Origin of the sequence: Spongiivirga sp. MCCC 1A20706, assembly GCF_046524175.1 — a bacterium.
In the GTDB taxonomy this organism is placed as follows: domain Bacteria; phylum Bacteroidota; class Bacteroidia; order Flavobacteriales; family Flavobacteriaceae; genus Spongiivirga.
Map to the genome: position 1 here is coordinate 785,725 of NZ_JBEFZF010000001.1, position 15,032 is coordinate 800,756.

Sequence of the window (15,032 nt, forward strand, 5' to 3'; positions counted from 1 at the left end):
AGTTCCTTGACGCTCGGTTCCTTTTAAAACGCAAACTTCGGTTTAGCCGTGCTTATCTCAAATCTTGCCAGACCTTCTTTCAACCAACTTTTGTAAGTAGCTTTATCAGTATATTGCTGTGGTGAATTCAGTAAGTTGAAATTAGTATCTATCAAAATATAGTAGGGTTGAGATGCTGTTTGAAAATTAATGGTCTGAAATGTCGCCCACTTATTACCCACAGTCTTGATCTCTTTTATTCTTCCAGTAGGTAATTCATAATCAAACTGCTGGCTGTCTTCAAGATCTTTTTTATCATCTACATACAAGGAGATCAGTATATAATCATCCTTAAGCATGCTATAAATATCGTTTTCCACCCATACATTTTCTTCCATCCGACGACAATTTACACAACCCCAACCGGTAAAATCAATCATAATTGGTTTATTCTGCGATTTGGCCACTGCTAAACCTTCATCAAAATCTTTGTAACAATCGATACCCAAAGGACAGTTATTATCCCTTTTATATACGCTGTAAAAGTCCGGTGGAAACATACCACTAAATGCAGTAGCATCCCACATTGGATTTTTCATTAACCCAGGAGCGATATAAACAATCACCGCTATTAATAAAGTCGCAAAACCAATTCGTGAGAAGCCTAACTTTTTAATGGGGCCATCATGTGGGAATTTTAATTTGCCCAATGTATAAAGCAGCCACAAAATTCCGATCAAAACCCAAATACCAATAAAAACTTCCCTTTTTAAGATGCCCCAATGCTGTACTAAATCAGATATTGATAAAAACTTAAATGCCAATGCCAACTCCGCAAAACCAAGATGTACTTTTACTGTATTTAACCATCCACCGGATTTTGGAAGCGAATTCAACCAAGCAGGAAACATAGCAAATAGGGCAAACGGTAAAGCCAATGCAGCACCAAAGCCGGTCATGCCCGCAGAAAGATTGGTTGCTACATTACCATTAGCCAGGGTAGTACTACCTAACAGCCCACCCAAAATTGGCCCGGTACATGAGAATGAGACGATCGCCAAAGTAACAGCCATAAAGAAAATACCAATCACACCACCTACATTTGATGCGCTATCCATTTTACTCCCCCAACTTGCGGGAAGTGTCAACTCATAATACCCAAAAAATGAAAAAGCAAAAAATATAAAAATGGCAAAAAAGAACACATTAAGCCATACATTGGTTGATATATTATTTAGTATCTCTGAATCTAGATTATCCATTAAATGGAATGGCAAGCTCAACAAAAAGTATATAACAACTATAAAAAGACCGTAAAGTAATGCGTTTGCTATTCCTTTACTTCGGTTTCCTGATTGCTTAGTAAAGAAGGAAACTGTTAATGGTATCATTGGAAACACACATGGAGTTAACAATGCAATTAGCCCACCTAAAAATCCTAAACCAAAAATAGCCCAAAGATTGTTTTGTCGCTCAGCTGATTTTCCTTCAGTTTGCAATAACTCAGGATTTTGAATGTCAATTTTAAGCTGATCTGCTTTTATCAAACTAGTAGCATCAACCGACTTTTCTTCTTTTTCAAATGATGTTCCATCAAGATTGATAGAAATATCAACCGTATCAGGCGGCAAGCATTGTCTATCATTGCAAACACCGAAAGAAACATCGACCAAAATCGATTTAAAATCAGGATTAACCAGCTTTATTTTTTGCGTAAATATGGCAATGTCCTCAAAATAGATAACCTCTTGATCAAAAACTTTGTCATAATATGGTTCCTTATCGGGCTGGCTTGTAGCACCAATTAATTCATAATTACCCTCGCTGTTATTATATGCAAATTCGGTAGGTATAGGCCCGAAAGGATCTTCTTCTCCTTCAATAGGTTGACCGTAAATATGCCATCCTGCATCAATAATAGCGGTAAAAGTAAGTTGATATTCGCCTTCGCTCAATTCTTCTATTGCGGTTGTCCATTCAACACGATCTTCAAATTGAGCATTACTTACACCTACAAACAATAATGTAAAAAACAGAATAATTGATCTCATCAAGAATATATAAACTTTAATAGTTCTTTCGTTTTATTGGTCACTTTAAAACGTTCGTCAGCCCGCTTTCCAACCACCCATACAATTTCATTATCCGAACATAACAGCCACTGTTCATTTTTATCAAATAGGGAATACTTTTCATCTTTAAAAAACTTACTCAGTTTCTTTTTCTTGCCATGCATGCCCAGGGGATAAAAGTAGTCGCCTTTTTCCCATTTCCTTAACTTTAAAGGGAATTTTAACGTTTCTTTATCCACAAACAAGACATTTACGTTATGCGAATCCAATTTGGTAACCTGACTTACATCAAGCACAATAGGTACCGAAATCTGGTTACTATCTTCATCTATATAATATACAGATTGGCTGTTTAAAACTTGGGGTTTTAAAACAAGATAATCCCGATCTTTTAATAGTATATGTGTTTTAGAATGTATCTGTTTACCTGAATTCGCATCTAGTAAATTGACCACATCATTCCATTCAGTAAATCCATAATCCTTTAGGAGGTAGTATAGGTATGCTTTAGGATTTGATAGTTTTTTTAAGGTATTTATCCGGATTTCACCTAATTTAAACTCTGGTTGTAGCTCATTTATTAGCCATGCTATTCGATCTTGAATCAGTTGCCAACCATCCGACAGGTTTTCTTGTGTTTTTTGAACTGCTTGATTAATATTAGGATTAATTCTTTCTAGTTCAGGAACAATCTGCTGTCTAATAGCATTACGCAAATACTTTTCATCAACATTGCTGCTGTCCTCTCGCCAATTTAGCTGATGAGACTTTGCATAATCTTCAATCTCATTTCTACTGAATGGTAAGAGTGGTCTGACTAATAAATCCTTTTCCTTTGGTATTCCCAATAAACCTTCAATCCCAGTTGAACGCGTAAGGTTGATCAACATAGTTTCTAAATTGTCATTCGCATGGTGAGCGGTAATAATGGCATCAAAACTAAATTGTCCCACGAGGTCATAAAACCATTCGTATCGCAATTCTCTGGCGGCCATTTGAATAGAAATACCATTTTTAGCAGCATATTCTTTAGTATTGAAAGACTGTGTAAATACTTCAAAATCTAAGGCTTCTCCAAATTGAATAACGAACATTTCATCAGTATCACTTTCTTCCCCTCTTAGTTTAAAATTACAATGCGCCAGAGTGCAATCAAAAAACAATGAATGCAATAAATGGGTCAAAACTACGCTGTCAAGTCCGCCACTAATTGCAATAAGAAGTTTTCCCTTTTTTAGTGAAGGAAAATGAGAACGTATATGATCTGAAAATGCAGTTTTCACAATTGTTTATCCATCCAAGTAATTAAGGTTTTCATAAAGTCTTTTTTATCAAGATCGTTATGCATTTCGTGATATCCGCCATCAAAAAGTTGTAGGCTGGCCTTTGGGCTTCCCTTAGCAAACTCTTTCGAAGCTTCATGACTCGTCACCTTGTCTCCAGTGCCATGCGCAACAAGCATTGGTGTGCTTAAATGCTCTGAATTAGTAATAGCCCACTCCCCTGCTTCCATTATTGGAAACGTGAACATAGGGCTTACTTTGTCATGTACGAGCGGGTCGTTTTTATACTTCTCAACTTCCACCTTGTCTCTAGTTAAATGATTTACTTCTAGTCCGGCGGACAGCGTAATCGATGGTGCAATTTTATAAAATAACTTGCCAATGCTCATTTTCCAACTTGGTGGTTTAAAAGCCAACCGTAGATAAGGACTTGACGCAATTGTTCCTTTTACTCCCGGCTCAATACGAAGTGTATAATTAATGACTAGGTTACCCCCCATACTATGCCCGTATAAAAATACCGGGAGGTCGACAAAACGTTCTCTAACTTCATCATATGCATCATTTAAAATTGCCATTAACTGTTCGTAACTCTCACAATCACCTCGTTTACCGGTTGACTTCCCATGACCGATATTATCGTAAGTAAAAACAGCAAAACTATTGTCAATTAAGTGCGGAACAACAAATTCAGCATACCGACTAGAATGTTCGCCAAAACCATGTACTAATAATACAATGGCTTTCGGTTCATTAGGTGTCCAACTTTGTGCGAATATTTGCTGATGATATTTTTTTAAAAAAAACTCTTTATGCTTCATGCGATAAAGGTAATACTTAGTTGATTAGTGGTTTTTGGGTTATTGAACAGATGGTTAATAGAAAAAATACTTACTGTATGCTGAAAACTACCCCTCTAGTACTTGTCGCATCGCCTTGGCTTTAATCAAGCATTCTTCATATTCTTTTTCAGGAATAGAACCAGCAGTAATGGCTCCTCCAACAGAGTAAGACACATATTTTGTTCGATTGTTGTAAAGAATACTGCGAATAATCACGTTAAAATCAAAATCATCGTCCGGTGTAAAGTAACCTACTGCTCCCGAATAAACACCTCGTTTTGTTTCTTCAAATTCTTCAATAATTTTCATCGCAGAAATCTTTGGAGCCCCAGTCATGCTCCCCATTGGATACGAGGCCTTTATCACATCAACGCTATCAGTATTTGTTTTAAGTTCGGCTGTTATGGTAGAAATCATTTGGTGTACTTGTTTAAAGGTATAAACTTTACAAAGTTCTTCTACCTGAACGCTTCCTTTTTTTGCATACTTTGAGAGATCATTTCTGACCAAATCTACGATCATCACGTTCTCTGATCGTTCTTTTGGATCATTCGCAAGGGCATCAATAAGTCTTTTATCTTCAAGTTTATCATCAGATCGTTTAGCTGTGCCCTTAATAGGCTGGGAAATTATGGTGTCTCCATCCCTTCTTAGATAGCGTTCAGGAGAAGCCGACAACAAATAATGTTCATCAAACTTCATGAACGTCGCAAAAGGAGGTATTGAAATATCGTTCAGATTCAGATACGTTTCCATCGGGTTTATCCGAGCATCTTCTGCATAAAACTCCTGACAGAAATTGGTTTCATAAATATCTCCTCTATAAATTCTGCTTAAAACACCTTTTAACTTTTCATAATATGCTTCCTTATGAATACGAAGCTTGATCTTTACCGGTGGCGTCGTTTCGTTTTTCTTTTTTTCAATAATCGATTGCAAACTTGGTATTGATGTTGTTGAAATTACGTTATAATCGTACTCCATTTCATCATCACACATTCGTAGATATAGCATATCGAGCTTATCTCCCATTAAAAGAAATAACTTTTTTGGTTGAAAAAACTGTAAATCTGCAAAACCTAGATCGTCCCGATTTGTGGATGATAATTGCTCCACATCATTCTTGAGGTCATATGATAGATAACCAAGAATCCAATCGTTTGCGCTGTTTTTATATTCCTTTAACTGCTCAAAAGCATCAGAATAATCTGTTTTGAAAGTGGTCAGCGCATCAACCGCCAAAATAGCATCGTATTTAGCATGGGGATGGCTTATTTCGTTACTGTCTAACCAAACAATCTCTTGAAACTGTTGTGACCATTGCAACAACTGCCTCTTAAACTTTTTGGTGTTGTTAATGTTAGTGCTAAATATTGTGCGCAATTATTCAGAAAATTGATTTGAAAATCCCTCAACAATTAGCTTTAATTGCTCATCAAGATCCGCATTGGAAATTGAATTGCTATCTAACGAAAAGTTGTCTTTAAACGATGGTAAGCAAAAGGCATCATATATTTCTGCACCAAATCTAGGTAGCAAATCCTTAGTAAGTGCTAAGGCAGTTTGTGCTCCTCGCTTTCCCGGTGATGTACTTAGTAACAGTACCTTTGTGTTAACAAGAAATTGCCGCTCTATTCTTGATAACCAGTCTATTAAATTTTTAAAATAAGCGGATGGCATGGAGTTATGTTCATTTATACCTATTATTAAACCATTTGCAACAGCAATATCATCTTTTAGCTCGATAAGCGAATTAAGGTAGCCTTCGTTTTTCTCGAGATCCTCGCTGAACATTGGAAATGGATAATTAGACATCTTCAATAATCGAATATCCTGATTCAGGACTAATCGGCTTGCATATTTTACTAATTGATGATTTATAGAAGTACTACTGTTACTCCCAGCAAATGCTAAAATTGATACCATAGAATAAATGTTGATGAAAATGATCTTAATTCACGATAAAATTAGTGATTAAGTTTCATACTCGAAATTCATTTTAATCACACCTCTAGGATCTTCAAACCAGATAAAAATTAACATAATTTAAAAAACATACCTTTGCACTATTACACGTCTAATAAGTTGAACATAACGTATATAGGATAAAACCCCTAAAGTGAATACAAAGAGCAATAGAATATACTTTATTGATGCTATTCGTGCATTTGCCATTTTGATGATGTTACAAGGGCATTTTATAAGCTCGTTATTGGCCGATTCTTTTAAGAATCATGACAGCTTTGCTTATAATTTCTGGGAGTATTTCAGAGGTGTGACAGCGCCTATGTTCTTTACTATAACGGGCTTTGTTTTCGTGTTTTTACTAATGAAAAAAGGGCGAGGCTATCAAAACCCGCGTGTTTTGAAAGGCATCAAAAGAGCATTCAAACTCATTTTATGGGGGTACATGTTGCATTTAAGTTTGAGCTCGTTATTTGGTGGTAGTTTTGGCGACTATTTCTTTTTAATTAATGTACTTCAAATAATTGGTCTTTCTATCCTTTTAATTATTGGACTTTATTTGTTGTTTTCAAAAGTTTCGGAGAAAATATTTCAGTATGCGCTACTCATTTTAACGGTTATTATTTTTTTATGGGAACGTGCGTATGCAGCTTATAGTTTTTCCTTTTTGCCTGATTACCTAGCCAACTGGTTTACCAAAGCAAACGGATCTGTCTTTACAATTTTTCCTTGGTTTGGTTACGTTGCTGCTGGTGGATTCATGGCGTTAATTTTCAAAAATAATGTTTCGAAATCTGGTTTCTATAAATGGTTTATTTATACACTGCTTATTACAGGTTCCTTACTTTTATTCACTTCAAGCTGGCTTTTAAGTCTTATGTACGACCTAACAGGTATTAACATATTTTTCGCGTCTGCTAACTATAACTATTTATTTACACGTATGGGTGATGTGCTTATTATCTTTGCGCTGTTTGCTATGGTCCGAAAATACTTTGAAAAAAAGTTAGTTGTTGATATTGGTAGCCGAACGCTATCCATCTATATTGTTCATTTTATCATCTTATATGGAAGCTTAACTGGTATTGGGCTTTCTAGATTTTTCTATAACAGCTTAAATCCTCTTTTTGCAGTTTTAGGCGCCCTTACTTTTATTGTTGTAGTCTGCACGGTCGTACTTCAATACTATAAAATAGAACCTGCTTTTTTCAAAGCATTAGGCTTGTTAAAGCAAAAGATGATACAAGCATTGCTTTATTTGAAAACCCAGCTTATACTTCGCTACCGATTAATTAGGCAACGTAGCCGATAGTGTTTATTTTTGATCTGCAATCGCATACAACGCTATGGCAGAGAAGGAAAAACAGAAAAGTACGGTTAGCATTGGTAAAGCATTTAAAACCATTATCTGGCCTAGAAGAAATTTAGTTTTAATAGGTCTTATTTTAATCGTTATAAGTCAGGTTGCCAAATTGGTAATCCCAATGGCCAGTAAATACCTGATGGATGACGTTATTGGTAAAAAGGACTTCGACCTGTTAAAATGGCTCTTAATTGTGGTGCTGATTGCAATTCTAATTCAGTCAGTAACTTCATTCTTATTAACGAGAATTTTAAGTGTTCAGGCACAATATCTTATTTCCGAACTGCGTGCGCAAGTACAAAAAAAAGTGCTGTCATTACCCATTAGCTTTTTTGATAATACTAAATCAGGAGCCTTAGTATCTCGTATTATGAGTGATGTTGAAGGTGTGCGCAACTTAATCGGTACTGGGTTGGTCCAATTAGTGGGTGGTACAATCACCGCAATCATCTCAGTAGTATTATTAATAAGAATAAGCTGGCAAATGACATTGTTCACCCTTATTCCTATTTCGATTTTTGCTGTTGTTGCCTTAAAGGCATTTAAATACATTCGCCCGATCTTTAGGAAAAGAGGAAAGATCAATGCGGAAGTAACAGGTAGATTAACCGAAACACTTGCGGGCGTTCGCGTTATCAAAGGATTTAACGCAGAACATCAAGAAAATAAGATTTTTGAAGCCGGAGTAGATCGACTGTTTCAAAATGTCAAAAAAAGTTTGACCGCGACTGCGTTCATGACAAGTAGTTCGACCTTTTTATTAGGTCTTGCTACCACAGGTATTATGGGAATTGGCGGGTATAAGGTAATGATCGATCAAATAACCATTGGGGATTTTCTGGCCTTCACCCTACTGCTGGGATTTATGATTGCGCCTATTGTACAAATGAGCAACATTGGTAGTCAGCTCACCGAAGCACTAGCGGGTCTTGATCGTACCGAGGAACTTATGAACATGATTCCTGAAGAAGAAGATCATGAGCGTACTATAAAACTGGAAAATCTAAAAGGAGATATTAATTTCAAAAATGTGTCTTTTGCTTACGAAGCTGATAAGGACGTACTACACGATATTTCATTTCAAGCGGGATCAGGATCAGTTACCGCGTTGGTGGGAAGTTCTGGGTCAGGTAAATCAACCATTGCAGGTTTAGCTGCTTCATTTTTAAATCCGAAAAAAGGAATAATTACAGTCGACAATCACGATTTGTCAAAAATTACCTTAAACAGCTATCGTCAATATTTGGGAGTTGTACTACAAGATGAGTTCTTATTTGAAGGTACTATTAAAGAGAACATCTTATTCCCAAGGCCTGATGCCACTGAGGAAGAACTTTCAAACGCGGTAAAGGCTGGTTATGTGGATGAGTTTACCGATCGTTTTGATGATGGTCTAGATACCTTAATCGGAGAACGTGGAGTTAAGCTATCCGGAGGACAAAGGCAGCGTATTGCAATTGCACGAGCCATTTTAGCCAATCCAAAGATCATCATTTTAGATGAAGCTACGTCAAATTTAGATACAGAAAGCGAATCGTTAATTCAAAAAAGTTTAGCGGAATTAATGAAAGGACGTACCACTTTTGTTATTGCCCACCGACTTAGCACCATTAGAAGGGCGGATCAAATTTTAGTGATCGAAAAGGGAAAAATAGCAGAACGCGGCACACACAATGAACTTATTAAGGAAGAAGGAAGGTATTACCAGCTATATACATACCAGGCCCGTATTTAAAACCATTCTATATTTTATGCTGAGCTATCTATTGATATTGAATCTTTTTATTTTTAGGTAAAATTTCAGTTATGAAAGAAAATAATATTCGTGGTGGTGATGCTCCAATACAGGTAAAATTAGAAGCTGATAAAAACTATTCATGGTGTTCTTGTGGTCATGGAGATCAGCCATTTTGCAATGGTTCACATAGAAAAGAAAAAGCAACCTTACCACTTACTTTTAGTGTAGAAGAAGAAAAAGAAGCTTGGTTATGCACTTGCAAACTAACCAAAAATCCACCATATTGCGACGGCTCTCATAACGCCTAAACTGTTAGTTTATTTGACACATGTCGACTGAAAATGGGAAAAGAAAAAATCTCATGACATGCGTAAAACCTTTTATATACTTCTCTTATTTCTCAGTTTCAACAAGGCCTATAGTGAAGCTGTTTATATTCCTTTAAATGCCAGTGCAGAACAAAATCATCCCATTGTAGACCAATTCTTATTACTACTTACCACCGATGATTTTCAAATACAAAAATTGATTTTAAAGAATATTGATCACAACTGGCAAGAAGGTTATGAAGTAATGTTGTTAGAGTTATTATACTTTTCTGAGGGTGTTGAATTTCGACAGCAAATGCTACAGCTGTTACAGAAAAAAACAAGAAAAGAATATGGCTTTGACACTAACAAGTGGTACGAATATATATGGAACAAACCTCAGAAGATCATTCCAACTTACCATGTTTTTAAAGCTAAATTACACAGTTTACTAGATCGCAAGTTTAGAACCTACTTCGAGAACCGACAGGAAAATGCCCTGATTCGCTTTGATGAAATACGCTGGGGAGGTGTCAAACAAGATGGAATCCCTCCGTTGCGGAATCCAACGATGATCAGCGCTCAGGAAGCGGATTATCTAAGTGATGATGATGTTGTTTTTGGTATAGCCGTCAATGGAGATGTACGAGCATATCCAAAACGTATTCTGGCTTGGCATGAACTATTTACAGATACCGTAGGAAACGTTCCAGTGGCCGGTGTTTATTGTACGCTATGTGGTACTGTCATTTTGTATGAAACTACCCATAATGGAAAGCAATATCAAATGGGTACTAGCGGATTTTTATATCGGTCAAATAAACTAATGTATGATAAGGAGACACAGTCACTTTGGAGTACTTTAGAGGGTAAACCCGTTGTTGGTCCACTCGTTGGTAAAAACATTCAATTTAATTATCGCAGTGTTGTTACCACTACTTGGGGAGCATGGAAACGGTCTCACCCCAAAACCAAAGTACTATCATTACAAACAGGTTTTAAAAGAGATTATGGAGAAGGCGTTGCATACCGACAATATTTCGCAACCGATGATTTGATGTTTAATGTACCAAACATCGATAAAAAACTTAAAAACAAAGCCTCAATTCTAGCGGTCAAATTCGAAGAGTACCCGGAGCAATCTCTTGCAATATCAACAAAATTCTTAAAGAAAAATCCTATTTATCAAAGCGCAATTGGCAACCAAGCGTTTGTTGTGTTTACTGATAATAGTGGGGCAAATAGATTGTATGATTCTGGTAACATCATCTTTCGTCACTATGACGGAAATTCTACCATTGTTGATGACAGTGGTCGGGTGTGGACGCTTTATGAGGATAAAATAGTCAGTGTCTTAGGGAATGAACTGAGACGACTACGCAGTTTTAATGCATTTTGGTTTGGTTGGCAAGCCGCCTATCCCAATACAGTATTGATCAAATAAATGTTCTAATTTAGGGGTTAATAATTCATTGAATACTAGTCCATGAAAAACGGAATTCGACTAATCATCTTTACCCTTGTTTTGACAGCACTTTCTTGCAAGTCAAAAGAAAAACAACCTGAACAGAACAAAGTTGATATAACATTAAAAAAGAAAATCGGTCAGATGATCATGGTTGGTTTTCGAGGTGATGCTATTCAGAAAGTAGATACTGTATTGAAAAATCAATTGAAAAATGGGATGATTGGAGGACTTATCGTATTTGATTACGATGTGGTTTACAAAAAGGCAGATCGAAATATAAAGTCGCCTGAACAATTAAAAAAACTTGTTAACGATCTTCAAAACCTTAATGAAGACAGGTTATTCATCGCTGTTGATCAGGAAGGTGGTAAGGTGAATCGGTTGAAACCAACATACGGATTTCCAGCAAGTGTATCCGCTAAATACTTGGGGGCTATTGACATTGTGGATTCCACACAGTTTTATGCCCAGCTAAACGCAAAAACACTAAAAAACATCGGTATTAACCTTAATTTTGCTCCAGTCGTTGATATGGATATCAATAAGAATAACCCCGTAATTGGCGGTTACGAGCGTAGTTTCTCCGAAAAAGCCGAAGTTGTTGAAAAACATGCAGCAATTTGGATCGACGCACATGCTGAAGCAGGAATTATCTCTACTTTAAAACATTTTCCGGGCCATGGTAGCGCCGATGCCGATTCTCATAAAGGTATTACAGACATTACCAATTTTTGGTCCATAGAGGAGCTTATTCCATTTAGAAAACTGAGTAATAAGAAGGCAATGGCCATTATGACTGCTCATGTAATGAATAAGGAATTGGATTCAACCTACCCAGCTACTTTATCAAAAAATGTCATCAAAAAAATAATACGAGATCAGTTTGAGTTTGATGGGTTGGTGTTTTCGGATGACCTACAAATGAAAGCAGTTAATGCTATGTTTCCTTTCGAAACAATATTGAAAAAAGCCATTGAAGCTGATGTAGACATTCTTGTTGTGGGTAATAATCTAGAATACGATCCTGACATTAGTATAAAAATGGTTGATGCCATTTATAAAATGGTTCAAAGTGGTGAGATTAGTAAAGAGCGAATTGAGCAATCATACCGACGAATCATGACTGCAAAAAAGAGCATTTAGAAAATTTATAGTATTTGATTCTGAAGTCCTCGTTTCTGCATTACCTGATACATGAAATTTCAACCAACATATCTTTCTGAGACCCGCCCCAAGTTCAGCATCACTAGATAAAACGAAAAAACCTTGTTAGCAAAATTTAATTGCTAACAAGGTTTTTATGCTACTTGATATTTGTAGTTAAATTTTACGTTTACACATGCAACGCCCGATCTTCTGTGGCGGCCAATGCAGCTTCTTTCACCGCCTCGGCATAGGTAGGATGCGCATGACTCATTCTTGCCATATCTTCAGCGCTTGCCCTAAATTCCATGGCAGTTACAGCTTCGGTAATTATGTCGGCACATCGAGCTCCGATCATATGCACGCCTAAAACCTCATCAGTGTTTGCATCAGCTAGTATTTTCACAAAACCATCAATATCCATACTCGCTCTTGCACGACCCAATGCTCTCATGGGAAATTGTCCGGACTTATAAGCAACTCCCGCTTCTTTTAATTCTTCCTCTGTCTTACCTACAGCAGCAACCTCAGGCCAGGTGTATACCACTCCTGGAATCAAATTATAATCAATGTGTGGTTGTTGACCAGCTAATTGTTCAGCTACTAATACGCCTTCTTCTTCTGCCTTATGAGCAAGCATTGCACCACGAACAACATCTCCTATAGCATAGATGTTTGAGGCAGTAGTTTGAAGATGATCATTAACTTCCACCTGTCCACGATCTGTTAACTTCACTCCAGCTGCTTCGGCATTTAATCCATCTGTATATGGACGTCTACCGACAGATACTAAACAGTAATCTCCTTTAAACTCAACTTCATTGCCTTTTTTATCATCCGCCTTCACAACTACTTCATCACCTACACGCTCTACAGACTTTACTTTATGCGATAAGTGGAACTTCACTTTCTGCTTTTTCATTACTTTCATTAGCTCTTTAGAAAGTGCAGCGTCCATACCGGGAATAATACGGTCCATATATTCTACCACTGAAACATTGGCCCCTAGCCTTTTATATACTTGACCCAATTCAAGTCCTATAACACCGCCGCCAATCACGATCATGTGTTTAGGTACTTCTTTTAATTTTAGCGCCTCGGTAGACGTAATAATACGCTCCTTGTCAATTGTAATAAAAGGCAGTGTTGACGGTTTAGAACCCGTAGCAATAATGGTATTTTTAGCTTCGATGGTTTCTGTTTTTCCATCAGCTTTGTCAATGTTAATATGTGTTGCATCCTTAAAACTGCCTAAGCCTTCAAAAACATCAATCTTATTTTTACTCATTAAAAACTCGATTCCTTTGGTCGTTTGATCTACAACTGCTTGTTTACGACCAATCATTTTTTCTAAGTTCACCTTCACCTCTCCCGGAATCTCAATACCATGTTCTTCAAAATGCTTTACAGCATCCTCATAATGGTGCGATGAATCAAGAAGTGCTTTTGATGGAATACAACCTACATTTAGACAAGTACCTCCTAGTGTTGAATACTTTTCAATAATTGCGGTTTTCATCCCTAGTTGCGCACAACGAATTGCTGCCACGTATCCTCCAGGTCCTGAGCCAATTACGGCTACATCATATGAACTCATATAGTATTTTTAAGTCTGTTTTAATTTGATAAACAAAAATAGAAATTCCTTTTTAGAAATTGGGCTGCCTGCATCAACATATTGAACATTAAAATTGAACCTGATTTTAAGAAGGAAACGCCAACATATCACCCATACCAACAGTGAATAACCAACTACCATAAATGGCATGTTCGACGGAAACCATTAAGGTAGAACGCTCATTGTAATAGGTATAAGCAAAAAGTAATCCGCCAACAAAGGTCAATACGGCAACCAACATATTTTTAAGAAATATATGGGCCAACGAAAAGATAATCGCATTAATGAAAACAATTTGATACTTACTTGTAAAAAATTGCTCATATCGATTAAAGAAAAAAGTGCGGTACAATACTTCCTGTGGATACACTGAGAAAAACGCATACACAAATAAGATAATAACGTAAAGCTTGGGTTTATTTAAAAGTACATTGAATAATTTATCTGGTGCAACCAAATAAACATAAAGGCAGGTTATGAAAATAATCAGCCCTAACTTTACTAAGGTTGTTTGCCAGAACCGTGGCCAATCAAGGCCCCTGTTTATTTTAAAACTTATCTTTTCTACCTTGAGCAATATATAAATCAAATAGATAAAACCAGCTAAGCCAATGCATCCTTTAATTATCGGATTGTATTCGAAAGCGTAGCTTACTGGAATAAAAATAAAAAGAACAAGAAATTCTATTGCTTTGTAGATAGCGACAGGTTTATTTGCAACGATCGTTTTCACTTTTTAAAAGTACCAAAATGACGGACTAAATGCTAATCGCACTATGGTTTTTAACTTCCGTCATTACAAATGAACTATGGGTATTACCAATATGCGCAATCGAAGTTAATTTGGTCACCATAAATTCTCGGTAGGCCTGCATATCTTTTACCAATACATGCAAAATATAATCATAGTCTCCGCTTACATGAAAACACGATTTTACTTCATCTAGTTCTTGTATTTTTTTCTCGAAAGCTGTTAAAAAAGATTTGCTATGTTGCACCAAACGCACGTGACAAAAGGCAGCAAAACCCCTTTGCACTTTATCTTTATCTATTAGCGCTACATAATCAGTAATAATGTTAGCTCTTTCTAGTTTTCGAATTCGTTCATAAACAGCAGTAACCGACAAATCAAGCTGTAACGAAAGTTGTTTTGTTGTTTGCTTACTATTTTTTTGAAGTAAAAGCAGAAGTTTTCTATCTATTTGATCCAATTCCATGTGTCATATTTTCTAGCAAAGTACGAACTTATGATT

13 protein-coding genes are annotated in these 15,032 nt (G+C 36.5%); 5 read left to right on the forward strand and 8 right to left on the reverse strand.

Features of this window, described 5'->3' with window-relative positions; translation table 11 throughout:
• Positions 1–23 precede the first annotated feature (23 nt).
• From ABN763_RS03650 to ABN763_RS03670, 5 genes are all read right to left on the reverse strand, one after another.
• Positions 24–2,030 carry a cytochrome c biogenesis protein CcdA gene (locus ABN763_RS03650; RefSeq protein WP_410484060.1) on the reverse strand — a complete coding sequence of 669 codons (2,007 nt, stop codon included), beginning with the start codon at positions 2,028–2,030 and terminating at the stop codon, positions 24–26.
• On the reverse strand, positions 2,030–3,334 hold the full coding sequence (gene tilS / locus ABN763_RS03655) for a tRNA lysidine(34) synthetase TilS (protein WP_410484061.1): 1,305 nt from the start codon (positions 3,332–3,334) through the stop codon (positions 2,030–2,032). The genes ABN763_RS03650 and tilS overlap by 1 nt, the downstream gene beginning before the upstream one ends.
• Positions 3,331–4,155 carry an alpha/beta hydrolase gene (locus ABN763_RS03660; RefSeq protein ID WP_410484062.1) on the reverse strand — a complete coding sequence of 275 codons (825 nt, stop codon included), beginning with the start codon at positions 4,153–4,155 and terminating at the stop codon, positions 3,331–3,333. The genes tilS and ABN763_RS03660 overlap by 4 nt, the downstream gene beginning before the upstream one ends.
• 87 nt (positions 4,156–4,242) lie before the next feature.
• Positions 4,243–5,559: an anthranilate synthase component I family protein gene (locus ABN763_RS03665; protein WP_410484063.1), complete on the reverse strand. Its 1,317-nt coding sequence runs from the start codon at positions 5,557–5,559 to the stop codon at positions 4,243–4,245.
• Complete coding sequence (locus ABN763_RS03670; RefSeq protein WP_410484064.1) at positions 5,560–6,102, reverse strand: NADPH-dependent FMN reductase; 543 nt, start codon at positions 6,100–6,102, stop codon at positions 5,560–5,562.
• Between the two features lie 193 nt (positions 6,103–6,295).
• Here ABN763_RS03670 and ABN763_RS03675 point away from each other — a divergent pair, with 193 nt between their 5' ends.
• The 5 genes from ABN763_RS03675 (at position 6,296) to ABN763_RS03695 (ending at position 12,161) form a co-directional block, all read left to right on the forward strand.
• Positions 6,296–7,453, forward strand: a complete 1,158-nt coding sequence (locus ABN763_RS03675) for an acyltransferase family protein (protein WP_410484065.1) — start codon at positions 6,296–6,298, stop codon at positions 7,451–7,453.
• Positions 7,454–7,487: 34 nt separating this feature from the next.
• Positions 7,488–9,239: an ABC transporter ATP-binding protein gene (locus ABN763_RS03680; protein WP_410484066.1), complete on the forward strand. Its 1,752-nt coding sequence runs from the start codon at positions 7,488–7,490 to the stop codon at positions 9,237–9,239.
• 71 nt (positions 9,240–9,310) lie between these two features.
• The gene (locus ABN763_RS03685) at positions 9,311–9,550 is read left to right on the forward strand and encodes a CDGSH iron-sulfur domain-containing protein (protein ID WP_410484067.1); all 240 of its coding nucleotides are present in this window, start codon (positions 9,311–9,313) and stop codon (positions 9,548–9,550) included.
• 58 nt (positions 9,551–9,608) lie between these two features.
• On the forward strand, positions 9,609–10,994 hold the full coding sequence (locus tag ABN763_RS03690) for a DUF3179 domain-containing protein (protein WP_410484068.1): 1,386 nt from the start codon (positions 9,609–9,611) through the stop codon (positions 10,992–10,994).
• 42 nt (positions 10,995–11,036) lie between these two features.
• Positions 11,037–12,161, forward strand: a complete 1,125-nt coding sequence (locus ABN763_RS03695; protein WP_410484069.1) for a glycoside hydrolase family 3 protein — start codon at positions 11,037–11,039, stop codon at positions 12,159–12,161.
• Between the two features lie 190 nt (positions 12,162–12,351).
• Here ABN763_RS03695 and lpdA read toward each other — a convergent pair whose 3' ends face one another.
• The 3 genes from lpdA to ABN763_RS03710 all read right to left on the reverse strand — a co-directional run bounded on the left by lpdA (position 12,352) and on the right by ABN763_RS03710 (position 14,996).
• A complete protein-coding gene (gene lpdA / locus ABN763_RS03700) occupies positions 12,352–13,758 on the reverse strand; it encodes a dihydrolipoyl dehydrogenase (RefSeq protein WP_410484070.1) in 1,407 nt (468 codons plus the stop codon).
• Positions 13,759–13,864: 106 nt separating this feature from the next.
• Positions 13,865–14,512, reverse strand: a complete 648-nt coding sequence (locus tag ABN763_RS03705) for a CPBP family intramembrane glutamic endopeptidase (RefSeq protein ID WP_410484071.1) — start codon at positions 14,510–14,512, stop codon at positions 13,865–13,867.
• A 25-nt stretch (positions 14,513–14,537) separates the two neighbouring features.
• Complete coding sequence (locus tag ABN763_RS03710) at positions 14,538–14,996, reverse strand: Lrp/AsnC family transcriptional regulator (RefSeq protein WP_410484072.1); 459 nt, start codon at positions 14,994–14,996, stop codon at positions 14,538–14,540.
• Positions 14,997–15,032 lie beyond the last annotated feature (36 nt).

What these genes read in the sequence shown, in the direction of transcription:
- ABN763_RS03650 (WP_410484060.1), bottom strand. Translation starts at nt 2,030, where the DNA reads ATGAGATCAATTATTCTGTTTTTTACATTATTGTTTGTAGGTGTAAGT.
- ABN763_RS03660 (WP_410484062.1), bottom strand. Translation starts at nt 4,155, where the DNA reads ATGAAGCATAAAGAGTTTTTTTTAAAAAAATATCATCAGCAAATATTC.
- ABN763_RS03670 (WP_410484064.1), bottom strand. Translation starts at nt 6,102, where the DNA reads ATGGTATCAATTTTAGCATTTGCTGGGAGTAACAGTAGTACTTCTATA.
- ABN763_RS03680 (WP_410484066.1), top strand. Translation starts at nt 7,488, where the DNA reads ATGGCAGAGAAGGAAAAACAGAAAAGTACGGTTAGCATTGGTAAAGCA.
- ABN763_RS03685 (WP_410484067.1), top strand. Translation starts at nt 9,311, where the DNA reads ATGAAAGAAAATAATATTCGTGGTGGTGATGCTCCAATACAGGTAAAA.
- ABN763_RS03690 (WP_410484068.1), top strand. Translation starts at nt 9,609, where the DNA reads ATGCGTAAAACCTTTTATATACTTCTCTTATTTCTCAGTTTCAACAAG.
- ABN763_RS03695 (WP_410484069.1), top strand. Translation starts at nt 11,037, where the DNA reads ATGAAAAACGGAATTCGACTAATCATCTTTACCCTTGTTTTGACAGCA.
- lpdA (WP_410484070.1), bottom strand. Translation starts at nt 13,758, where the DNA reads ATGAGTTCATATGATGTAGCCGTAATTGGCTCAGGACCTGGAGGATAC.
- ABN763_RS03710 (WP_410484072.1), bottom strand. Translation starts at nt 14,996, where the DNA reads ATGGAATTGGATCAAATAGATAGAAAACTTCTGCTTTTACTTCAAAAA.